Genomic DNA, 21,343 nt, shown 5'->3' on the forward strand with positions numbered 1-21,343 from the left:
TTTCGGGTCATTCAAGCCGCAGGAGTTTCCCTTAGTTGCCCCTGCGAGCGCTTATGGTAGCGATGATGGACAGGAAGCTGGGGGGCTTTATGGACGGGGCTGTTGGTGGGTTAGTGCAGCAAGCGGCGGAGGCGCGGCGACAGGGGCGCATCACGGCGGCCGAGCAATTGCTGGGCGACGCATTGAAGCGACAGGCAGGGGAGCCGCAGGCGCTCAACCTGCTGGGGATGATCGCCCTCGACCGGCGCGATTTTGCAGCGGCCAGCGTGCATTTTCGTGGCGCGGCCGCGGCTGATCCCAAGGAGGCGGCGCTGTGGATGAACGTGGCGTCGGCAGAGCGCGGCCTTGGCGCGGCGGAGGCGGAGCGGGCGGCGCTGCAGGCGGCGATCGACATCGACCAGCGCAATTTGATGGCGCAAATCCGCATGGCGCAACTCCAGCAACGGCTGGAAGAAAGGCAAGCGGCAGCAGACAGCTGGGGCAAGGCGCTGGCGCTGTCAGCGGGACTGACCGACCTGCCGCCTGCATTGGCAGACATATTGGCGCAGGCACGGGACTTCGTTACAGCCCATCAGGCGCAATTCGCCGCTTTTGTCGAGGCGGGGGTCGCGGCCCAGTTGAAGGCATCGGACGGGGTGACGCAGCGGCGCTTTCAGGCTTGCCTGGACCGGGAGTTTGGCCGCCGGACCATCTACCAGAATCACTGTTCGGGTTTGCATTACCCCTTCCTGCCCGCCGACGAATATTTCGACCGGCAGCATTTCCCCTGGATGGACGCGCTGGAGGCAAAGACCGACGTGATCCGCGCCGAATTTCTCGCCATGGTGGACAAGCGTGGCGACGCCATCCGTCCCTATGTGCGGCAGGATGCAGGGACGCCGCAGAATAAATGGACCGCGCTTGACGGGTCGCTGGACTGGGGGGCGGCGTTCCTGTGGGAATATGGCGTACGAAACGAAGCGGTGTGCGCCGCCTGCCCGCAGACCGTCGCGGCGCTGGAGGCTTTGCCGCGCGCCGACATTCCGGGGCGGGCGCCGTCGGCCTTCTTTTCCCTGCTCAAGCCGCGCAGCCGGATTCCGGCGCATACCGGCGTCACCAATACGCGCGCGATCATTCATCTTCCACTGATCGTGCCGCAGGGCTGCTTCTTTCGCGTTGGGGGTGAAACGCGGGCATGGCAAGAAGGGGTCGCCTTCGGCTTTGACGATACGATCGATCATGAAGCCTGGAATGACAGCGATCATTTGCGGGTCGTGCTGATTTTCGACGTATGGAACCCGCATTTGTCGCTTGCGGAGCAGCAACTATTGAAGCAATTCTATGCCACGGCTGATGCGAGCAAGACGAATAACGTCCCGTCGCGCATCTGATCGACGACATGGAGGCTGGCCCATTCGGAGAGAGGGGATTCGCACTGTCGTCATTCTGGGAGAATTAGAGTGCATATGTTGAAGGCAGTGATTGCGTCCAGCCTGATCGTTCTGGCGATGCCCGCAGTGGCGCAGGACAAGGCTCCGCTGGACAAGAATGATCCCAATGCAGTGCGGTGCAAGCGGTTTCAGGTCACTGGTTCGCTGGTGAAGAAGGAACGCATCTGCAAGACCAACGCCGAATGGCGGGCGATTTCCGAGCAGCAGAACCGGGATGCCGATGACATCATCACCCGCAGCCGCGCCGGGATGAACCCCAACGGTTGAAGCACGGGAGGGGGATTGCCCCTCCCGTGCTATCGCCTCAAGCGACGCTCAAAACCAGCGCGCCGTCGCCATCTTCCACTCGGACGGTGGAGCCATCCGGCACCTCGCCGCGCAGGATCAGGTCGGCCAGCGGGTCTTGCAGGTAACGCTGGACTGCGCGCTTCAATGGCCGCGCGCCATAGACAGGGTCATAGCCGACCCGTCCCAGCCATGCCCGCGCACCGTCGGTCAGGTCGAGCATGATCTTGCGATCCTTGAGCAGCTTCTGCACGCGGGCGACCTGAATATCGACGATCGGGGCCATATGGGCGACGCCGAGGCGATGGAACAGGATGATCTCGTCCAGACGATTGAGGAATTCGGGGCGGAAATGGCCGCGAACGACCTCCATCACCTGTTCCTCGACCTTTTCGACCGGATCATCATCGCCCAGCGCCGCGATATACTGGCTGCCCAGGTTCGATGTCAGGACGATGATCGTGTTGGTGAAATCGACCGTGCGACCCTGCCCGTCGGTCAGCCGGCCATCGTCCAGCACCTGGAGCAGGATGTTGAACACGTCGCCATGGGCCTTTTCCACCTCGTCGAACAGCACGACCTGATAGGGGCGACGGCGGACGGCTTCGGTCAGCACGCCGCCTTCCTCATAGCCGACATAGCCCGGAGGCGCGCCGATCAGGCGGGCGACCGAATGTTTCTCCATGAATTCGCTCATGTCGATGCGAACCATCGCGTTTTCATCGTCGAACAGGAAACCGGCCAGCGCCTTGGTCAGCTCCGTCTTGCCGACGCCCGTGGGGCCAAGGAAGAGGAAGGAGCCAAGCGGGCGATTGGGGTCCTGCAGCCCTGCGCGGGCGCGGCGCACGGCGGTGGATACGGCCCTGACCGCGTGGGCCTGGCCAATGACGCGCTTGCCCAGCGTTTCTTCCATCGCCAGCAGCTTCTCGCGCTCGCCGGTCATCATCCGCTCGACCGGAATCCCGGTCCAGCGGGCGACGACCCCGGCAATATCCTCTGCGGTCACTTCCTCGCGCAGCATCGCGCCTTCGGACGCGGTCGCCGCTTCCGCCAGGCGCTTTTCGAGGCTGGGGATCGTGCCGTAGGACAGTTCGCTCATCTTCGCGAGGTCGCCGGCGCGCTGTGCCTGTTCCAGTTCGAGCCGGGCGGCGTCGAGCTGTTCCTTGATCTTCGCTTCGCCGGCGATCTTGTCCTTTTCCGCCTGCCAACGGGTGGTGAGCGCAGCGGATTGCTCCTCCAGATTGGCAAGATCGGTTTCCAGCGTCGCCAGCCGGTCGGCCGAGGCCTTGTCGGTTTCCTTCTTGAGCGCCTCGCGCTCGATCTTGAGCTGGATGATGCGGCGGTCGAGATTTTCAATCTCTTCGGGCTTGGATTCCACTTCCATCCGCAGGCGCGACGCGGCCTCGTCCATCAGGTCGATCGCCTTGTCGGGCAGGAAGCGGTCGGTGATGTAACGGTTGGAAAGCGTCGCGGCAGACACCAGCGCGCTGTCGGTGATCCGCACGCCATGGTGCAGTTCATATTTTTCCTTCAGGCCGCGCAGGATCGAGATGGTATCCTCGACCGTGGGTTCCCCGACGAACACGGGCTGGAAACGACGCTGGAGCGCAGGGTCTTTTTCGACATGCTTGCGATATTCGTCGAGCGTCGTCGCGCCGATGCAATGGAGTTCGCCGCGCGCCAAGGCGGGCTTGAGCAGATTGCCCGCATCCATCGCGCCTTCGGATTTGCCCGCGCCGATCAGCGTATGCATTTCATCGATGAAGAGGACGATCTGTCCTTCGGCGGCTTTGACTTCGTCCAGCACGCCCTTCAACCGTTCCTCAAATTCTCCGCGATATTTGGCGCCCGCGATCAGGCTGCCCATGTCGAGCGCCATCAGCGTGCGATCTTTCAGCGTATCGGGCACGTCGCCATTGGCGATGCGCAGCGCAAGGCCTTCGGCGATCGCGGTCTTGCCGACGCCGGGGTCGCCGATCAGCACCGGGTTGTTCTTGGTGCGGCGGGCAAGGATCTGGATGGTGCGGCGAATTTCCTCGTCCCGGCCGATGACCGGATCAAGCTTGCCGCTGCGCGCCGCTTCGGTGAGGTCGCGGGCGAATTTCTTGAGCGCATCATAGCGATCCTCAGCGCCAGCCGTGTCGGCGCTGCGGCCCTGACGCAACTGGTTGATCGCGGCGTTGAGCGCTTCGGGCTTGACCCCGGCGGCGGCGAGCGCCTTGCCCGCAGCCGTCGTGCTGGCCAGCGTCAGCGCCAGCAGCAGCCGCTCGACAGTGACGAAGCTGTCCCCGGCCTTGGTCGCGACCTGTTCGGCCGAATCCAGCACGCGCACGGCATCATTGTCGAGGCCCGGCGTCTGCTGCGCGCCGCTGCCGGAGACCGACGGCACCTTGGCCAATGCGGCATCGGTATCACGCAGCGCGATGTCGGGCGCGCCGCCTGCGGCCTTGATGAGGCCCGACGCCATGCCCTGCTCATCTTCCAGCAATGCCTTGAGCAGATGTTCCGGACTGATCCGCTGATGGCTCATGCGGATCGCGACGGTTTGCGCCGACTGGAGGAAGCCTTTGGCGCGGTCGGTGAATTTTTCGAGGTTCATGACTTACCTTCTTGAAGCCCTGGGCTCTTTATCAAACTGCGGCTCATGTGGTGTTGCCAAAAGGCCACACAAGAGGCACTACGCAATTTCCACCCAAATCCTTATCAGTCTGGCGCGCGGGCGAGGGCGTAATGGATGCGCGCGGGCCAGGCACCGAAGCGAGCAGGGGCGGGCGGCGGAGTCGGTACAGCCCTTATAGTCGATTGATCGTCGGGAACCTATCGCGACCAACCGCGCTGTCCAGCGTCATGCGTATTGCGCTGCTAAAACGCCCCGCTATTCTAGCGCCCTTCGCGGGCGCTTCGTCCTGCTGCATTTTCTCTGAGGTTGTCCATGACCCTTTCCCCCCTGTCGCGTCGCCTGTCCCTGCTGATCGGCCTGTCGGCCATGGCGCTGACCCCGATGACGCAGGCGGTGGCGCAGACCAGTGCGACCAGCGCCGCGCCAGCGCCGCTGTCCAGCCTGGTGGCTGCGGTCGATATTCCCTATGAACAGTTCACGCTGAAAAACGGCCTGCGGGTCATCGTCCATACCGACCGCAAGGCGCCGGTCGTGGCGGTTTCCGTCTGGTATCATGTCGGGTCGCGGTTCGAACCGGCGGGCAAGACCGGCTTTGCCCATTTGTTCGAACATCTGATGTTCTATGGCTCCGAAAATGCCGATGGGCCGTTTTTCGGGCGGCTGGAAGATATTGGCGCGACCGACTGGAACGGGACGACCTGGTTCGATCGCACCAATTATTTCGAGACGGTGCCCACCGGGGCGCTCGACCGGGCGCTGTTCCTGGAGTCCGACCGGATGGGGCATCTGCTGGGCGCGGTGACGCAGCTGAAGCTGGATACCCAGCGCGGGGTCGTTCAGAATGAAAAGCGCATGGGGGAAAATGAGCCCTATGGGCTGGTCGAATATGCGCAACTGGCCGCGCTGCTGCCTGAAGGGCATCCCTATCGCCATTCGACCATCGGGTCCATGGCGGACCTGAACAACGCCAGCCTGGGCGATGTGCAGGACTGGTTCAAGACGCATTATGGCCCGAACAATGCCGTGCTGGTGCTGGCGGGGGATATTGACGTGGCGACCGCGAAGAAGAAGGTCGAACGCTGGTTCGGCAATATCGTCGCCGGTCCGCCGCCGCAGGATGTGGAAGCGACCGTCCCGACGCTCGACAAGGATGTCGAGAAGGTGATGCATGACAATGTCGCGGCGACCCGTCTCTATCGCAACTGGGTGGTGCCGGGCGTCAATGGCGCGGACCTGCCCGCGATCGATCTGGCGCTGTCGGTCTTTGGCGGGCTGGCATCCTCTCGCCTCTACAACACGCTGGTCCGTGACGAGAAGGTGGCGGTAGGCGTCAAGGCCAATGTCCAGCCGTTCGAGAAGCTGAGCATTGCCGAGATCACGGTGGATGTGAAGCCGGGGACGGATGCGGTTGCGGTGGGCAAGCGGCTCGATGCGCTGCTGGCGGACTATCTGGCCAAGGGACCGACCGCCGACGAGGTACAGCGGGCCGCGACCCGGCAACTGGCGGGGACAATATCGGGGCTGGAACAGGTGGGCGGCTTTTCGGGCAAGGCGGTGACGCTGGCCGAAGGGGCGGTCTATTCCAACGACCCGGACAAATATCGCAAGGATCTGGCCGCTTATGCCGCCGCGACGCCAGCGCAGGTGGCCGAGGCCGCGCGCAAATGGCTGGGGCGACCAGTGTTCCGCCTGACGGTGGCGCCGGGCGAGCGATCGGCCGCCGACAATGCGCTGGCGGGGAATGTTCATGGGGAAGGGGCGACCCACAAGCCAGCCCATTTCCGTGATCCCGCCGCGCCCGCGCCGGCCGCGGCGACGCCGCCTGCGCCCACGAAGATTGCCGAACCGCCGATCGAGCCGGTCGCTGATCTGGATTTCCCCGCGGTCGAACATGCCAAGTTGAAGAACGGGATTGCGGTGCAGTTTGCGCGCCGGGCGACGGTGCCGGTCGTGCGTGTGTCCGTGGCGTTCGACGCGGGCAATGCGGCGGATGACCGGGCCAAGCTGGGAACCGCGGCGCTGACGACGGCGCTGCTGGACGAAGGCACGACAACGCGCAGCGCGCTGGAGATCGCGGAAGAGCAGGAGCGGCTGGGCGCGTCGGTGAGTGCGGGCAACAGCATGGACCGGACGACGGTGGGCCTGTTTGCGCTCAAGCCCAATCTGGACGCATCGCTGGGGCTGCTGGCCGATGTCGTGCGCAATCCGGCGTTTGCGCCCGGCGAGGTGGAGCGGCTGCGCGGGCAGATGCTGACCCGGATCGCGGCGGAAAAGACCGAGCCGACGGCGATCGCCCAGCGCATGTTGCCGCCGCTGCTCTATGGCAAGCTGCATCCCTATGGCATCCCCTTCACCGGGTCGGGCACCGAAAGCGGGGTCAAGGCGGTGACGCGGGCGGACCTGACCGCCTTCCACGATCGCTGGCTGCGGCCGGACAATGCGACGATCTTCGTCACGGGCGACACGAGCCTTGCTGAATTGCTGCCGCTGCTGGAAAAGCGCTTTGGCGACTGGAAGGCGCCCGCGACGTCCAAGGGCAGCAAGCTGTTCCGCATGGACCGGATGGCGCGTCCGCCGCGGATCATCCTGATCGACAAGCCGCAAAGCCCGCAGTCGATGATCCTGGCGGGCGTGCTGACAGCCAAGAAGGGGACCGACAATCCGGTCACGCTCCAGTCGGCCAATGAAGTGCTGGGCGGCAGCACGACGTCGCGCCTGACGATGGATCTGCGCGAGACGAAGGGTTGGGCCTATGGCGCGGGCACGTCGCTGCCCGGCGTCAAGGACACGATCCCGCTGCTGGTCTATGCCCCGGTCCAGACCGACAAGACGGGCGAATCGATCATTGCCGCGCGGCAGGACATCAAGGATTTCCTGACGACCAAGGGCACGACCGAGGCGGAGCGCAACCAGACGATCAACGGGCAGATATTGTCGCTGCCCGGCAGCTTCGAAACATCGTCCGACCTGCTGGGCGCGATGATGCGCAACAGCCTGATCGGGCGGGCGGACGATTTCTACGAGACGCTGCCCAATATCTATCGCGCGATGACCGCCGCCGATTTCGACAAGGCGGCGCGGGAGGCGATCAATGCCGACGGGCTGATCTGGGTCGTGGTCGGCGACGCGAAACTGGTTCGGCCGCAGCTTGACGCGGTCGGCCTGCCGGTCGAGGTGGGAACATTGGCTGATTGACCGGCATTCAGTGCGGACGGGCCTGCAAAAGCGTTCCGTCTGGACTGATTGGCGATCAATCGGGATTTGAGGGTATGCATCGTTGAATGATGCTTTGATGGAGTGATGATGATGGCAAGTGTCGATGGCGCCTATGACTGCGTGGCCAAGACGCCGATGGGCGACCAGAAGGGTGTGTTCACCGTGGTCAGCAGCGGTGACCGGTTTAACGGCACCTTTGCGGGCATGATGGGATCGCTCGACGTGGTCGATGGCAAGGTCGCGGGCAACAGCCTGACCTGGAAGATGGAAATGACGATGCCGATGCCGATGACGCTGGAGTGCGAGGCGGAAGTCAGCGGCGACGCCATCACCGGGACGATGCAGTTGGGCGCGTTCGGGGCGTCGGCCTTTACCGGCACGCGGCGGGCCTGACCCTGTGGGGTCCGGCCTGGCCGGACCCCATGAAGCCGACACTAAGCTGAACACCCATAACGACCTTGCCGGATTGTGTTTAGTTAGCTAACTAATGGACATGAAGAAGCGGGATGCCGGACGGGCTTTGTTGCATTTGCTGGGGCCAGTGGCGCGGGGGTGGCGGCAGGCTGCCGACGGGGCGCTGGCGGGGCTGGGCGTGTCCGGCAGCGCAGGCTGGTGCCTGGTGCATCTGGCCATGGAGGGCACACCGCCGCGACAGGCGGAACTGGCGCAATGGCTGGACGTCAGCGCGCCGTCGCTGGTGCGGACGCTGGATCAATTGCAGAAAGCAGGCTGGATCGAGCGCGTCGCCGATGCCGATGACGGACGGTCCAACCGGGTGGCGATGACCCCGGCGGGCAAGGCGCTGGCAAGTGAGATACAGGCGCGGCTGGACAGGCTGGGCGGCGAATTGCTGAGCGGCCTGCCGGACGGGGCGATCGAGATCGGGGCCGAACTGCTGGGGTTGATGCGGTTGCGCATCGCCGAAGACAAGCTGGCGCAGCTATTGGCCGATAGCGGCAATGATCCCGGCGTCGACGCCCGACAGTGACGCCGGACGGGCGCGCTTATCCTGCCATGCCCTGATGGCGCGGGCCCAATAAAAAAGGCCCGCCGGTCGGGGACTGGCGGGCCTTTCGATCATATTGGGCGACGGGCGATCAATATTGGATCGTCACCGTCACGGCGCGGCGGTTCTGCGCCCAGGAGGCTTCGTCCGAGCCAAGCGCGGCGGGGCGTTCCTTGCCATAGCTGACCGTGGTGATGCGGCTGGGGTCGATGCCGAGCGAGGCGAGATAGTTTTTCGCCGCATTGGCGCGGCGTTCGCCCAGCGCGATATTATAATCGCGGGTGCCGCGTTCGTCGGCATGTCCTTCGACCGTGACGCGCACGGCAGGGTTTTGTTGCAGCCAGGCGGCCTGGCTTTGCAGCGTCACCTGATCTTCCGCATCGATATCATATTGATCGAGGCCGAAGAAAATCCGGTCGGACGAGACCGACGCGACGAAATCTTCCTGGCTGCCCTTCACCGGGCCGGTGGGTCCGGTCGATCCGACCGGTTCGGTCGTGGCCGGGCCGGGCGCGGGCGGCAATTCGGCAGGCGGCTTTTTCGAGCAGGCGGCCAGCGCGATGATGGCGGTAGCCATGACCAGCGTTCTAGACAATTTCATCGGGGGTCTCCTTTGGTTGATCCGGGCACCGCCCGCCGGGACGGTGTCAGGGTCCGTGATGTTCGTTACGCTGTCAAGACGATTGGGTTCCATCCCGACCGCCAGGACCGCGCTATTTTCAGGGCAGCAGCGGTCCCCAGGCAGGGTCGGAACCACTGAGAGGCGTGGGGATGCGACGCTCGTTCACGCCGGTCAGGTCGACCTGCCACACCTGGCTCGTCCCCTGCTTGCCGGGCGACGTGCGGAAGAATTGCAGCACCCGGCCATTGGGCGACCAGGTCGGCTGTTCGTCCTGCCAGCCATTGGTCAAGATCCGCTCATTGTCGCCATTGGGCGTCATCACCGCGATCTTGAAATCGCCCGCCATCTTGGTGAAGGCGATAAGGTCGCCGCGCGGCGACCATTCGGGCGTCGCATAACGGCCGCCGCCATGGCTGATCCGGCGCTGGTTGGAGCCATCGGCGTTCATGACATAGATTTGCTGGCCGCCCGACCGGTCGCTTTCGAACACGATCTGGCTGCCGTCTGGCGAATAGCTGCCGCCCACGTCGATGCCCGGCGACGTGGTCAGGCGGATGGGGGTACCGCCGCTGGCGGGTACGCGATAAATGTCGGTATTGCCGGCAATCGCCATCGAAAAGAGGATGTTGCGCCCGTCCGGCGACCAGCGCGGGGCGAAGGTCGGGTTGTTGCTTTCGGTCACCAGCCGCTGCTGGCCCGCGCCAATGTCGTAGATATAGAGGCGCACCCGGCTGCCCAGATAGCTGACATAGAGGATGGATTTATAGTCGGGCGAGAAGCGCGGGGTGAGCGCCATCGACTGGCCATTGGTGATGAAGCGATGGTTCGCGCCGTCGCTGTCCATGATGGCGAGCCGCTTGACCCGCGCGCCCTTCGGCCCGCTTTCGGCGATATAGGCGATGCGGCTGTCGAAGAAGGGGCTTTCGCCCGAAAGGCGCGCATAGATGGCGTCGGCGCATTTATGCGCGGCGCGGCGCCAGTCGCGCGGGGCGACGACATAGCCCTGACGGGTCAGTTCCTGCTTCAGCGCCACGTCGTAGAGGTAGCAACCGACGGTGATGTCGGCTTCCCCGCCGCTGGTGCGGACGAATCCCTGCACCAGCGCCTGATAGGCGCCCCATTTGTCGAATTGCGGAAAAGTGACTTCGGCAAAGGGAATTTGCGGCAGGCCGGCGGGGCCGGACGGATCGAACAGGCCGGAGCCTTTCAGGTCCGAGGCGATGACTTCGGCGATCTTGCGGCCAAGTTCCGTGGCCGACCCGGCTGGGGTTGCGACCTCCTGCTGGGCGGGCATGGGGGGGACGGCAACCTTCACATTGCTGTCAATCTCGCCGGTCACGTCGACCGAGAGCTGGGCCATGGCAGGCAGGGCAGTAAGGGCGAGCAACGCGGCAGTCGCCACGCTCAGGCGGCGCAACAGGGAGGGTTTCATCGGTTCAGCCTCGCGTCAAAGCGGAGTGGCCGGAGCCATTTCCATTGGTCGTAAAATTCGGGCGGCATGTTGCGGAAGGGGGAGGCAAGCTTGACCGCCTGAATCGCCCGTTCGGCATGGAGTTTGGCTTGGGGCCGGTTGCTGGCGGTGACGCCGAGCTGGTCGATCACCTCCGGCGTGCCGATCACCGCGCCGCTCTTGTCGAGCCGCACCTCAAGCAGGGTGACGAGCCGGTCCGCATCCGCACCCGACGGCGGGCGCCAGTGCGGTTTCAGCTGACGGCGCAGTTCTGCGTCGAGCGCGGATTTCTGCGCCGGGCCCATGGCAGCGGCGGGTGCCGGGGCGGGCGGTTTGCGCGGCGCGTCGGCGCTGGTGTCTATACCCTTGAGGAAATCATCGCCCAGCAGCGACCCCTTGGGCTTGTCCGCCTTGCCCTGGCCCGATGCGCGTGCGGGCGTCTTTGCCGCAGGCTTGGTCGATGCCTTGGCGGCGGGCTTGGATGGCGCTGCGGCCTTGGGCTTTTCGGGCGCTGGCTTCGGCGCTGGTTTTTTTGGGGTCGCGGGCTTTTCCGGCGCGGGCTTGGGTTTGGGCGCGGCCTTGGCCACTTCCTTCTTGGGCGGGGCAGGCTTGGGCTTTGCCGGCGCGGCTTTGGGCTGCGGCTTGGGGGGCGCAGGCGTAGGTTTTGGCTGGGGCTTTGGCTGGGGTTTCGGCGGGACAGGCACTGGTTCGGGCGCGGGTTCCGGTTCCGGCGCGGGGGCGGCGTCCTGCGTCGGTCCCTGGTCTGGCGCGACGCTGGGCGGGGGCGGTTCGGCCGACAATTTGGGTGCGGTCGATTGCAGCGCGACCTCATCCACCATGGAGACTTCCATCGGCGGGGTCTTGAGCTTCAACGGGTTGGGGGTGGCCAGGAAGCCGGCCGACAGCAGCCCGAACAGCAGGACATGCCCCGCTGTCGCGACGCCAAGGCCGATTTTCTCCGTGCGCTCCATCGCTGTCTATTCCGTCCCGTCGCTGGCCGTGTCATCGGGCGAGGAAACCAGCGACACCTTGTTCAGGCCAGCCCGGTTGAGTTCGGCCATCACCCGCATGACCCGGCCATAGTCCAGCCCCTTGTCGGCGCGCAGGAAGATTTGCGGCGCGTCCGCCTTGCCCGCATTGGCCGCCACGATCTCCGCCAGGCGATCGGGCAGGTCGGCGTCGCTTACCGCATCTTCATCGACATAGGTCGCGCCGTCGCGATCGATCGACACGACGGTGGGCTTGGCGTCCTGATCCAGCCCCTTGGCACGGGTTTCGGGCAGGTTGACCGGCACGCCGGTCACGAGCAGCGGCGCTGTGACCATGAAGATGATCAGCAGCACCAGCATGACGTCGACCAGCGGCGTGACGTTGATGTCCGCCATCGGCGCGCGGCCACGGCCACGGCGGCTGGAGGGAGGGCCGGACATGGCCATTAGCGGGCGCTCCCCTTCACCGTCATGCCAGCCATCTCAGGCGTTGGCGCGCAAACGCACGAGACCCCAGCCTTCGCTGGGGTGACGGGGTGTGTGGGGTGCATCACCGCTGCGCCTCCAGTTCTCGGCTGAGGGTGGCGTAGAAGCCGTCGGCAAAGCGGGTCAGGCGCGATTCCATGCGGTTGATGCCATGGCTGAAGCGGTTATAGGCGATGACCGCCGGGATCGCCGCGAACAGACCGATCGCGGTGGCGAACAGCGCTTCGGCAATGCCCGGCGCGACCACCGCGAGCGAGCTATTCTGTTCCGCCGCGATCGCGGTGAAGGCGCGCATGATGCCCCACACAGTGCCGAACAGGCCGACGAAGGGCGCGACCGATCCGACCGTTGCCAAAATGTTGAGCCGGTCGGACAGCCGGTCAACCTCCGCCGCGATCGTGCTGGACATGGTCGTCGCCAGCCGGTCGCGCGTGCCGTCGCGGTCGATCACCTTCTGCGCGGTCGATCGACGCCATTCGGTGACGCCGGCGGCCATCACCTTGGCCGCGGGATAATCCGCCTTGCCGCGCGCTTCGTAGAAGCGGTCAATATCCTCCGCCTTCCAGAAATCCTGCTCGAAACTCTTGCTATGCTTGCTGGCGCGGCGGAGCGTCACGGAAAAGCCGATGATGATCGCCCAGGTCCAGATGCTGGCCAGCAACAGGCCCAGCATCACGCCCTTCACGACGATGTCGGCCTGAAGAAACAGGGCTAGCGGGGAAATGGTCGCGGCGTCGGCCACCGCGGCGACGTCTGGCAGGTTGAGGGTCATGGGTGGAAATCTTCCCCTTGGCAAAGGCGGCTGAAAATATCGGTCCAGGCTTTGGGTTGCCGTTGCGGGCGACCCTGCGGCGTCAACCAGGCGACCGATATGGTAGCGTCGGTCAACTGTTCTTCGGCGCGCATGACTGATTGATGAATGGCGCAGGTCGCCGCGCCCACCTGCACCACCCGGCTGACGACCATCAGGTCATCGTCCAGGCGCGCGGGGCGGCGGTAGCGGATCGTGAGGTCGGTGACGGCATAGACGCCCGTGCCACTGTCATGCGCGGCGCGCTGGTCGATGCCGGCAGCGCGCAGCATGTCGGACCGGGCGCGCTCCATATAGCGCAGATAATTGGCGTGATAGACCAGGCCCGACAGGTCGGTATCCTCAAAATAGATGCGCAGCGGGAAGTGATGCACGGCAGCGACAAAGCGTCCGGTCGCCGGCATGGGCATCTGGTCTGAAACGGGCATGAGCGGCTTTTAACCATGGCGCACCGTTCAGGCAAAGGCGGAAACGTCTGTTTCTCGCGCTGGTAGCGCATTTTGTCGCCTGTGCTTTTTGGCGCGCGCACGCCTCTGGTCCCCGGACGGCACGAAGGCTAGGGAGTGGGCGCGAGTCAGAATGTGGGAGAAGGCCAGGATGACGGATATTCAAACGGTAGGTGTGATCGGCGCAGGGCAGATGGGCGCGGGGATCGCGCAGGTTGCGGCGCAGGCGGGGTATGAGGTGATCCTGTCGGACGTCGACCTGCCGCGCGCGCAGAAGGGCCGCGACGGCATCATTCGCCTGCTCGCCAAGGGCGTGGAGAAGGGCAAGATAGCTGAGAGCGATGCGGATGAGGCGATCGCGCGGATTACCGCTGTGGGCGAGATCGCGCCGCTGGCGGGCGCGCAGCTGGTGATCGAGGCGGCGACCGAGCGTGAGGAGGTCAAGCGCGCGATCTTCACCAATGTCGGGCCGCTGCTGGCCGCTGACGCGATCCTGGCGACCAACACATCGTCCATTCCCATCACCCGCCTGGCGCAGGCCGCGCCGGATGCGGGGCGCTTTGTCGGCGTGCATTTCTTCAACCCGGTGCCGGTGATGGTGCTGGTAGAGGTCATTCGCGGCCTGGCCACGACGCCCGAAACGGTCGCGGCGGTCGAGGGCTTTGCGGGCCGGATCGGCAAGACGGTGGTGCAGGCGTTCGATGCGCCGGGCTTCGTCGTCAACCGCATATTGCTGCCGATGCTGAACGAGGCGGTGTTCGTGTTGGGCGAGGGCGTGGGCAGCGTGGTCGACATCGACATGGGGTGCAAGCTGGGCCTCAATCATCCCATGGGTCCGCTGACGCTACTGGATTTCGTCGGGCTGGATACGGCGCTGGAAATCCTCAACGTGTTCCTGAGCACGACGGGCGATCCCAAATATCGCCCGGCGCCGCTGCTGGTCAAATATGTCGAAGCGGGCTGGTATGGCCGCAAGACCGGGCGGGGATTTTACGACTATTCGGGCGCGGAGCCTGTGCCGACGCGGTGAGGGGCGTGAGGAAGGCACTGCTATAGTCGGGCTGCCTTCCTCAGGGCATCGTCTTTCATTTCTCCGTCATCCTGACGAAAGTCAGGATCCATTTGGCGCTCCGTCTGCGTGACGATCCGGCCTAGCGTCGAATGGATCCCAGCTTTCGCTGGGATGACGATGGTGGAGGGTCGGGGAGGTTATCCCGCGCCCAGTCCATGTTTCTTCATGCAATGGCGTAGCTGGTCGTAGGTCAGGCCCAGCCCCTTGGCGGTGGCGCGCTGGTTGTAGCGGTGGCGGTCGAGCGCGGCGCGGATGATGGCGGCTTCGTGCGCGTCGACGGCGGCTTTCAGGTCGCTGACGGTTTCAGTGGCGGGAGAGGGCGCTGGCGCGGGGGTGCTGTCGCCCGACGGCGCGGGCGCGCCGGGCATCAGTGGTTTGGGCTTCCAGGGGGAGGCGAAGGGATCGAAGGTCAGGCGGTCGATCGGCTTGCCCGGTTCGTCCCAGCGATAGACGGCGCGTTCCACCACATTGCGCAGTTCGCGGACATTGCCGGGCCAGCCATAGGCTTCGAGTTGCGCGGCGCAGACGGGGGAGAAGCCGGGCCATTGCGGCCAGTTGAGTTCGGCGGCCATGCGCCGCCCGAAATGGTCGGCCAGTACTGGAATATCGCCTTCCCGCGCGCGCAGGGGGGGCAGGGTGATGACTTCGAAACTCAGTCGATCGAGCAGGTCGGGGCGGAAGCGCCCGGCATCGGCGGCGGCGGGCAGATCATCATTGGTCGCCGCCACGATCCGCACGTCCACCCGCAGCGGTTTCGACGCGCCGATCCGGGTCACTTCGCCATATTCGATCACGCGCAGCAGTCTTTCCTGCGCCGCCATCGAAAGCGTACCTAATTCGTCCAGAAACAGCGTGCCGCCATCGGCTTCCTCGAACCGGCCGGGCCGGGCGCGGTTCGCGCCGGTGAACGCGCCCTGTTCATGGCCGAACAGTTCGGCTTCTATGAGGGTTTCGGGCAGGGCGGCGCAGTTCATGACGATCAGCGGTTCGCCCCAGCGCGGGGAGAGGTGATGGAGCCGCTCGGCAATCAGTTCCTTGCCGGTCCCGCGCTCGCCGATCACCAGCACCGGGCGGTTGAGTTCGGCCGCGCGGCCCGCCAGTTCGACCGCGTCGAGAAAGGCGAAGGACTGGCCGACAAATTGGGTATTTTTCTCCATGTCCCAACTTATGGTGAAATTTCCCACCTTTTGGCAAGGAATATTCTGGCACGGGCCGGGAAAAGGGCGGAAAAATGGCGAAAATCCGCGCTTTTCCGAAATTGGCACGGCCCCTGCAAAGCTACAGGCAATCCGCACAGACACAAGCGGAACGTCACGAAGGCCAAGGTTCAGGGAGTTATATCATGGAAAAGAACAACAACAGCATTCGCGAAATCGGCCAGCTGATGTCGGTCGCCGTCGCTGCGCTGCTGTTCGGATCGACCCTGATCCTGTCAGCGGTCGGCCCGGCCCGCGCCAGCGAAGCGCCCACGTCCGCCAGTCAGGCGGCCCCCATGGCCCTGTGCTATCTGGCCTGAGGTCGCCGCCCCCAAAGCATAAGATAAGGAGTGAAGTTCAGATGGGTATTTTTTCCCGCACCCGCGACATCATCGCCGCCAACGTCACCGACCTGCTCGACAAGGCCGAAGACCCGGCAAAGATGATCCGCATGATCATCCTCGAAATGGAGGAAACCCTGGTCGAGGTGCGCGCGTCCGCCGCCCGCACGATCGCCGACCAGAAGGAAATGCGCCGCCACATCGCCAAGCTGACGGCCCTGCAGGACAGCTGGACCGAGAAGGCGCAGCTGGCCTTGTCCAAGGATCGCGAGGATCTGGCCAAGGCGGCCCTGGTCGAACGCCAGAAGGCGACCGACATGGCCGAGCATCTGGCCCATGAGATCGAAACCCTGGATGAGGCGCTGAAAGCGGCCGAAGAGGATATTTCCAAGCTGCAGGGCAAGCTGCGCGAAGCCCGCGCCCGCCAGAACAGCCTAGTCACCCGGATGCAGAGCGCGGAAAACCGCCTGCGGGTGCGCGAAGCCTATGCCGGCGAGAAGGTGAACGAGGCGTTTGCACGCTTCGACATGCTCGAAAGCCGGGTCGATCTGGCCGAAGGCCGCGCCGATGCGATGGCGCTGGGCGGCACGCCCAAGACGCTGGAGGAAGAGATTGCCGAGCTGAAGTCCGCCGACAAGGTGGATGCCGATCTGGCTGCGCTCAAGGCGTCCATGAACAAGGGAGCCTGATATCATGGAGGACATATTCCTGCCCATCATGATCTGCGGCATGTTGTTCATCGGCATGCCGTGGCTGATCTTCCACTATGTCACCAAATGGAAGCAGGCGCCCAAGATCACCGACGAGGATGAGAAGCTGCTGGATGAACTCCACCTTCTCGCCCGCCGCCTGGAAGAAAGGCTGATGACGGTCGAACGGATCGTCGCCGCCGACAACCCCGATTTCCGTCCGCGCCGCCCGGCACCCGATGCCGACCTGGGCGAGGACGATTACAGCTTCGACCGGAGGAACTGAGATGACCGCCCGCCGCACCAAATTCTACCTCAACAAGGCCAATGGCAAATGGTCGGGCGTGTGCGCTGGCATCGCCGACTATAGCGGGATCGACGTCGTCTGGGTTCGTGTCGGCGCGGTGCTGATCACCCTGATGGGGGCCTTTCCCTGGACGCTGATCGCCTATTTCGCCGCCGTCTATTTCGCCGATGACAAGCCCAAGGGCCTCTATTCGGACCGGGATGACGAGAAATTCTGGCAGGGCGTGCGGACCAATCCGACCCGCTCCACCCGCGACGTCCGGTCCAAGTTCCGCGACATCGACCGCCGCCTGGCTGACATCGAAATCTACTATACCAGCCGCAACACGCGCCTGGCTGACGAGATCGACAGCCTGCGCTGAGCAGATCCGGGGCAGAATAACAGGGAGTTAAACCCATGAATTTCGGTGGACCTTTCTTTGTCCTGGCGATCATCGCCATGTCGACCCTGGGCTGGATGTTCACTACCTGGGTCCGTGCCCGCCACGGTTATCCGGTGGAAAATGAATGGACCGGCACCGTTGATCGAACGGACGGCGACGCTGGTCGAAAAATCGCCCTGTTGTCGGGTGAAAACGAAAAGCTGATGGGCCGCATCAGCCGCCTGGAGGAACGCATCGCCGTGCTGGAACGGATCGCCACCGATCCGGCCATCCGCACCGCGCGCGAAATCGAGGGGCTGCGCTGAGCGCGGTGCAAGGGAGTAGAGATCATGTTTCCATTTGCAGATTTCGCGCCGGTCGTCTTTGCCGTCGGATCGCTGGCGATCGTCGGCTGGGTGTTTACGACCTGGCTGCGCGTCAAGAACGGCTATCCGCTGGACGGCGCATGGGGGCAGGCGGTCTATCCGCAGAAGAATGAGGAAATGGTCGAGCGGGTGAAGCTGCTCAGCCAGGAAAATGCCCAGCTGCGCGCCGAAATCGGATCGATGAAGGATCGGCTGGCCGTGGTCGAGCGGATCGTCACCGACGAAAGCCACCAGCTCAATCGCGAAATCGAACGGCTGCGCAGTCCGGCCAACTGAGCGCGCGGTCAAAGGGAGAAATCATCATGAACCCGTTTGAAATGGTCGTCGCCATCATTGCGATCACCGCCATCGCCAGCGTCCTGCGCGCCAAATATGGCGTCGTGCGCCGGCACAAGGGCGAAGAATTCATCGCCCGCGGGCCGGACCCGGAAGCCGAACGGCTGCGTGCCGAGGTGAAGGCGCTGAAAGACCGCGTCGCGGTGCTGGAGCGTCTGGCGACCGATGGCACCAGCGCACTGGAACGCGAATTCGAGAAATTGCGGGACCGCGATTGAACGCGGCCCACAGCCCAGGGAGGCTATCATGCAGGACCCCGCTCTCTATCTGACGATTGCATTGGCCGGACTGGCCGGCCTTTCCATCGTGACCATGGCCACTTTGCGCGGCTGGAACGGCTGGCTGGAATTGAAGCGCGCGGAACTGGGGCATCGCGGCGAAGCGAGCGCGCCCCCGTCGGCCGCCGCGCGGATCGAGGTCGCCGACCTTAAGGAACGCATCCGCAAGCTGGAAGCGATCGCGGCGGGCGTGGATTTGTAAAAGTCCAAAAGGCAGGTTCCCCGCCGGGCAAATCCCCCTATATGGGCGGCCATGACCGATCCAAGCGCCCTGGCCGATATTTACGAAGAATATGAATTTCTGGACGCGGACGACCGTTATCGTCTGCTGATCGATCTGGGCCGGGCGCTCGAACCCATGCCCGACGCGCTCAAGACCGATGCGACGCTGGTGCGTGGCTGTTCGGCGGCTGTGTGGGTCTATCCCACTGTGCTGGACGATGGGAGGCTGCATTTCCTGGCCGACAGCAACGCCGCGATCACCAAGGGGATCATCGCGCTGGTGCTGCTGACCGTGCAGGACAAAAGTCCCGCCACTATCGGCGCTGCGGACATAGAGGGGGCGCTGGCCCCGTTCGACCTCAAGAATCAGCTGAGTTCCAACCGGACCCAGGGCATCCCCAACATGATCGCCCTGATCCGCGACACAGCGGCGCGGTACAGCGCTTAAAGGGAAACCTGCATCAAGTTGCGGCGTTGAATGTCCCGACAAGGAGATTCAGTCATGCGCCATTTCATTGCCATCGCAGCCATTGGGCTGCTCGCGGCCTGTTCGTCGGGCGACAAGGGGCCGACCCAGCGCGACACGATCGGCCAGACGTGGAAATATGAGGCCGGGTCGGGCGGCAAGCCCAAGCTGGCCTATATCGGCAGCGCCAATGCGGTGCCGACGATGACGGCGGCGGACACGTTCGCGGTCATGCTGGTCCAGCCGATGGACAATGGCGAAAAGTCGGTGACGGTGAAGCTGGTCGGCGCGCCGTTCCAGTGCGACCTGTCCGATTGCGCCGTGACCGCGACGGCCGATGGCGGTCGGCCGCTGCGCTGGAAGGGGCGGATGACCGACGCCAAGGACGGGATCGAGATATTGCCGTCGCAAAACGCCTATGAGGCGATCGCCAAGGCGCAGACGGTATCGGTCAATCTGGTGACCGGGCCGAAGGATCAGAGCGCGCCTTTTGCCTTCAACGTCGCCGGGCTGGATTTGAAGGGGTGATGCAACGACGGTTGCCTATTCACTCCTGCAACGACACGCCGGGGCTGCGCGGGTCGGCGGCGCCGATCCAGTGGCCATCGGGCGCGCGTTCGGCGGCGTTGGCTTTCAGGCCAAGGCGCGAGACGGTGACGCGGTGGCCCAGCTTCTCCAGCGGCGCCTGCATCGCTTCCAGCCCGGTGCCCTGTTCGAGCACCAGCCCGTCGCCGTTGAAGAAGACGAGGCCCATCGCGATCGAATCCTGCGCCGACATGCCCCAGTCGAAATGGGCGATCAGCGCCTTGGCCACCTGCATGATGATGGTCTTGCCGCCCGCCGCGCCGACGGTGAAGATGGGCGTCCCCTTGGCATCATAGACGATGGTGGGCGACATGGAGGAAAGGGGCCGCTTGCCCGGCCCCACGGCGTTGGCGACCGGCGCGCCGTCTTTTTCCGGCGTGAAGCTGAAATCGGTCAGTTCATTGTTGAGGATGACGCCATTGGCGACCAGCTGGCTGCCGAAAAAGCTTTCGATGGTGGATGTCCAGGCGGCGATGTCGCCATTGCGGTCGACCGCGACGAAATGGCTGGTGCCGCTTTCGGGCTGGGGCAGCGACGCGGTGCGCGGCTGCGCGCCGGGCGGGGTGCCGGGCTGATAGTCATTGAGCGCCTTGTTGAGGCGGATGCGGGCGGAGCGTTGCTTGAGATAGGTCGGGTCGATCAGGCCGCTGATCGGCACGGCGACGAAATCGGGATCGCCAAGCCATGTGCCGCGATCGGCATAGGCCAGTTGCATCGCTTCGCCGATGACGTGCCAGGAGCGCGGATCATCCTTGCCCCAAGCGCTAAGCGGAAAGCGCTCCACCATGCCCAATATCTGGAGCACGGTTATGCCGCCGCCCGATGCCGGGCCCATGCCGCACACGGTATAGACGCGATATGTCCCGCAGACCGGCTTTCGCGGCTTGGCCTGATAGGCGGCGATGTCCGCTTCGGTCATCGGCACCGGGTTTTTCGGCGCGTTGGTGACCGCCTGCGCCATCAGCCGGGCATTTTCGCCGGTGTAGAAGGCGTCCGGCCCCTCCGCCGCGATCCGTTTGAACAGTGCGGCGAGCGGCGGATTTTTGAGGATCGTGCCCATCGGCGCGGGCTTGCCGTCGATCCAGAAATATTTCTGGATTTCGGGGAAGTCGGCCCAGACCCCCGCCACCGCCTTCATCGCCGTGTCGAGCCGCTGGCGTACCTCAAATCCGTCCTCCGCCGCGCGGATCGCGGGCTGGAACAGGTCGGCCCAGGGCAGCTTGCCCCATTTCCTGTGGGCGTCCCACGCCAGGCGCAGATTGCCCGGCACGCCGACCGAATAGCCACCGGGCCAGGCGTTGCGGAAGGACAGCGGCTTGCCATCGGCGCCCATGAAGCGATCGGGCCGGGCGGCGGCGGGCGCGGTTTCGCGACCGTCGATCGATTCCAGCACACCGCTCTGCCCGTCATGATGCATCAGGAAACCGCCGCCGCCGATGCCGCTATTATGCGGTTCGACGACATTGAGCGTCAGCATCATCGCGATGGCCGCGTCCGTCGCGCTGCCGCCCTTGCGCAATATCTCCTGCCCGGCGGCAGCGGCGCGCGGATCGGCGGCGGAGACGGTGGCGTTGGTCGATACCGGCTCGCGCGCCATGGCGGGCAACGGCAGGGTGGCGATAAGGGCGATAGGGGCCAGCAGGCCGAGCGGGCGGAATCTCATGCCCGCTACCCTACGCATTGCGTTGCCTGCCGCAACCCTTTGACGATGCCAATAGCGGGCAGGCGGACTGCGCTTCATGA

The 21,343-nt window shown here is 64.6% G+C and carries 25 protein-coding genes; 16 read left to right on the forward strand and 9 right to left on the reverse strand.

Annotated features, from left to right (window positions below):
- Positions 1–89: 89 nt before the first annotated feature.
- A complete protein-coding gene (locus SX1_RS13755; RefSeq protein WP_255209763.1) occupies positions 90–1,370 on the forward strand; it encodes an aspartyl/asparaginyl beta-hydroxylase domain-containing protein in 1,281 nt (426 codons plus the stop codon).
- 75 nt (positions 1,371–1,445) lie between these two features.
- Entirely contained in the window at positions 1,446–1,697 is a 252-nt protein-coding gene (locus SX1_RS13760) for a hypothetical protein (RefSeq protein ID WP_017182960.1), read from the forward strand.
- 37 nt (positions 1,698–1,734) lie between these two features.
- On the opposite strand, the gene clpB is transcribed toward SX1_RS13760, so the two are convergent.
- Positions 1,735–4,314, reverse strand: a complete 2,580-nt coding sequence (gene clpB / locus SX1_RS13765; RefSeq protein WP_017182961.1) for an ATP-dependent chaperone ClpB — start codon at positions 4,312–4,314, stop codon at positions 1,735–1,737.
- Between the two features lie 333 nt (positions 4,315–4,647).
- Between clpB and SX1_RS13770 the strand changes: the two genes are divergently transcribed.
- The 3 genes from SX1_RS13770 to SX1_RS13780 all read left to right on the forward strand — a co-directional run bounded on the left by SX1_RS13770 (position 4,648) and on the right by SX1_RS13780 (position 8,539).
- A complete protein-coding gene (locus tag SX1_RS13770) occupies positions 4,648–7,530 on the forward strand; it encodes a M16 family metallopeptidase (protein ID WP_019053463.1) in 2,883 nt (960 codons plus the stop codon).
- Between the two features lie 111 nt (positions 7,531–7,641).
- Complete coding sequence (locus tag SX1_RS13775) at positions 7,642–7,944, forward strand: hypothetical protein (protein WP_026002359.1); 303 nt, start codon at positions 7,642–7,644, stop codon at positions 7,942–7,944.
- A 100-nt stretch (positions 7,945–8,044) separates the two neighbouring features.
- On the forward strand, positions 8,045–8,539 hold the full coding sequence (locus tag SX1_RS13780; RefSeq protein ID WP_043145709.1) for a MarR family winged helix-turn-helix transcriptional regulator: 495 nt from the start codon (positions 8,045–8,047) through the stop codon (positions 8,537–8,539).
- A 109-nt stretch (positions 8,540–8,648) separates the two neighbouring features.
- On the opposite strand, the gene pal is transcribed toward SX1_RS13780, so the two are convergent.
- From pal to SX1_RS13810, 6 genes are all read right to left on the reverse strand, one after another.
- Complete coding sequence (gene pal / locus SX1_RS13785) at positions 8,649–9,158, reverse strand: peptidoglycan-associated lipoprotein Pal (RefSeq protein ID WP_026149769.1); 510 nt, start codon at positions 9,156–9,158, stop codon at positions 8,649–8,651.
- Between the two features lie 118 nt (positions 9,159–9,276).
- Complete coding sequence (tolB, locus tag SX1_RS13790) at positions 9,277–10,611, reverse strand: Tol-Pal system beta propeller repeat protein TolB (protein WP_019053466.1); 1,335 nt, start codon at positions 10,609–10,611, stop codon at positions 9,277–9,279.
- On the reverse strand, positions 10,608–11,600 hold the full coding sequence (gene tolA / locus SX1_RS13795) for a cell envelope integrity protein TolA (protein WP_019053467.1): 993 nt from the start codon (positions 11,598–11,600) through the stop codon (positions 10,608–10,610). Before tolA ends, tolB begins: the two co-directional genes overlap by 4 nt.
- Before the next feature lie 6 nt (positions 11,601–11,606).
- Positions 11,607–12,065, reverse strand: a complete 459-nt coding sequence (gene tolR / locus SX1_RS13800) for a protein TolR (protein WP_017182968.1) — start codon at positions 12,063–12,065, stop codon at positions 11,607–11,609.
- A 103-nt stretch (positions 12,066–12,168) separates the two neighbouring features.
- Positions 12,169–12,876: a protein TolQ gene (gene tolQ, locus SX1_RS13805; protein ID WP_017182969.1), complete on the reverse strand. Its 708-nt coding sequence runs from the start codon at positions 12,874–12,876 to the stop codon at positions 12,169–12,171.
- Positions 12,873–13,343: a YbgC/FadM family acyl-CoA thioesterase gene (locus SX1_RS13810; RefSeq protein ID WP_019053468.1), complete on the reverse strand. Its 471-nt coding sequence runs from the start codon at positions 13,341–13,343 to the stop codon at positions 12,873–12,875. The genes tolQ and SX1_RS13810 overlap by 4 nt, the downstream gene beginning before the upstream one ends.
- Before the next feature lie 169 nt (positions 13,344–13,512).
- Here SX1_RS13810 and SX1_RS13815 point away from each other — a divergent pair, with 169 nt between their 5' ends.
- A complete protein-coding gene (locus SX1_RS13815; protein WP_026149770.1) occupies positions 13,513–14,391 on the forward strand; it encodes a 3-hydroxyacyl-CoA dehydrogenase NAD-binding domain-containing protein in 879 nt (292 codons plus the stop codon).
- A 179-nt stretch (positions 14,392–14,570) separates the two neighbouring features.
- On the opposite strand, the gene pspF is transcribed toward SX1_RS13815, so the two are convergent.
- Complete coding sequence (gene pspF / locus SX1_RS13820) at positions 14,571–15,590, reverse strand: phage shock protein operon transcriptional activator (protein WP_019053470.1); 1,020 nt, start codon at positions 15,588–15,590, stop codon at positions 14,571–14,573.
- Between the two features lie 185 nt (positions 15,591–15,775).
- Between pspF and SX1_RS24525 the strand changes: the two genes are divergently transcribed.
- Genes SX1_RS24525 through SX1_RS13870 form a run of 10 tightly spaced genes read left to right on the forward strand, consistent with a single transcriptional unit; the run spans position 15,776 to position 19,543 of the window.
- Positions 15,776–15,949 (forward strand): hypothetical protein, encoded by a 174-nt coding sequence (locus tag SX1_RS24525; protein ID WP_167539642.1) that lies wholly within the window; start codon positions 15,776–15,778, stop codon positions 15,947–15,949.
- Positions 15,950–15,990: 41 nt separating this feature from the next.
- Complete coding sequence (pspA, locus tag SX1_RS13830) at positions 15,991–16,659, forward strand: phage shock protein PspA (RefSeq protein WP_017182975.1); 669 nt, start codon at positions 15,991–15,993, stop codon at positions 16,657–16,659.
- A 4-nt stretch (positions 16,660–16,663) separates the two neighbouring features.
- Positions 16,664–16,945 (forward strand): envelope stress response membrane protein PspB, encoded by a 282-nt coding sequence (gene pspB / locus SX1_RS13835; protein ID WP_019053472.1) that lies wholly within the window; start codon positions 16,664–16,666, stop codon positions 16,943–16,945.
- Between the two features lies 1 nt (position 16,946).
- Positions 16,947–17,327: an envelope stress response membrane protein PspC gene (gene pspC / locus SX1_RS13840; protein ID WP_006953513.1), complete on the forward strand. Its 381-nt coding sequence runs from the start codon at positions 16,947–16,949 to the stop codon at positions 17,325–17,327.
- Between the two features lie 35 nt (positions 17,328–17,362).
- Positions 17,363–17,653: a hypothetical protein gene (locus SX1_RS13845; protein ID WP_017182978.1), complete on the forward strand. Its 291-nt coding sequence runs from the start codon at positions 17,363–17,365 to the stop codon at positions 17,651–17,653.
- 24 nt (positions 17,654–17,677) lie between these two features.
- Positions 17,678–17,989, forward strand: coding sequence for a hypothetical protein (locus SX1_RS13850; RefSeq protein WP_017182979.1), 312 nt, complete (start codon positions 17,678–17,680; stop codon positions 17,987–17,989).
- A 26-nt stretch (positions 17,990–18,015) separates the two neighbouring features.
- The gene (locus SX1_RS13855) at positions 18,016–18,267 is read left to right on the forward strand and encodes a hypothetical protein (RefSeq protein WP_017182980.1); all 252 of its coding nucleotides are present in this window, start codon (positions 18,016–18,018) and stop codon (positions 18,265–18,267) included.
- Between the two features lie 28 nt (positions 18,268–18,295).
- Positions 18,296–18,529 carry a hypothetical protein gene (locus SX1_RS13860; protein WP_017182981.1) on the forward strand — a complete coding sequence of 78 codons (234 nt, stop codon included), beginning with the start codon at positions 18,296–18,298 and terminating at the stop codon, positions 18,527–18,529.
- A 51-nt stretch (positions 18,530–18,580) separates the two neighbouring features.
- Positions 18,581–18,997 (forward strand): SufE family protein, encoded by a 417-nt coding sequence (locus SX1_RS13865; RefSeq protein ID WP_017182982.1) that lies wholly within the window; start codon positions 18,581–18,583, stop codon positions 18,995–18,997.
- 54 nt (positions 18,998–19,051) lie between these two features.
- A complete protein-coding gene (locus tag SX1_RS13870) occupies positions 19,052–19,543 on the forward strand; it encodes a hypothetical protein (RefSeq protein ID WP_019053473.1) in 492 nt (163 codons plus the stop codon).
- A gap of 19 nt (positions 19,544–19,562) precedes the next feature.
- Here SX1_RS13870 and ggt read toward each other — a convergent pair whose 3' ends face one another.
- The gene (ggt, locus tag SX1_RS13875) at positions 19,563–21,263 is read right to left on the reverse strand and encodes a gamma-glutamyltransferase (RefSeq protein ID WP_019053474.1); all 1,701 of its coding nucleotides are present in this window, start codon (positions 21,261–21,263) and stop codon (positions 19,563–19,565) included.
- Between the last annotated feature and the right edge of the window lie 80 nt (positions 21,264–21,343).

It is taken from the genome of Sphingobium xenophagum NBRC 107872, from assembly GCF_000367345.1.
GTDB lineage: Bacteria > Pseudomonadota > Alphaproteobacteria > Sphingomonadales > Sphingomonadaceae > Sphingobium > Sphingobium xenophagum.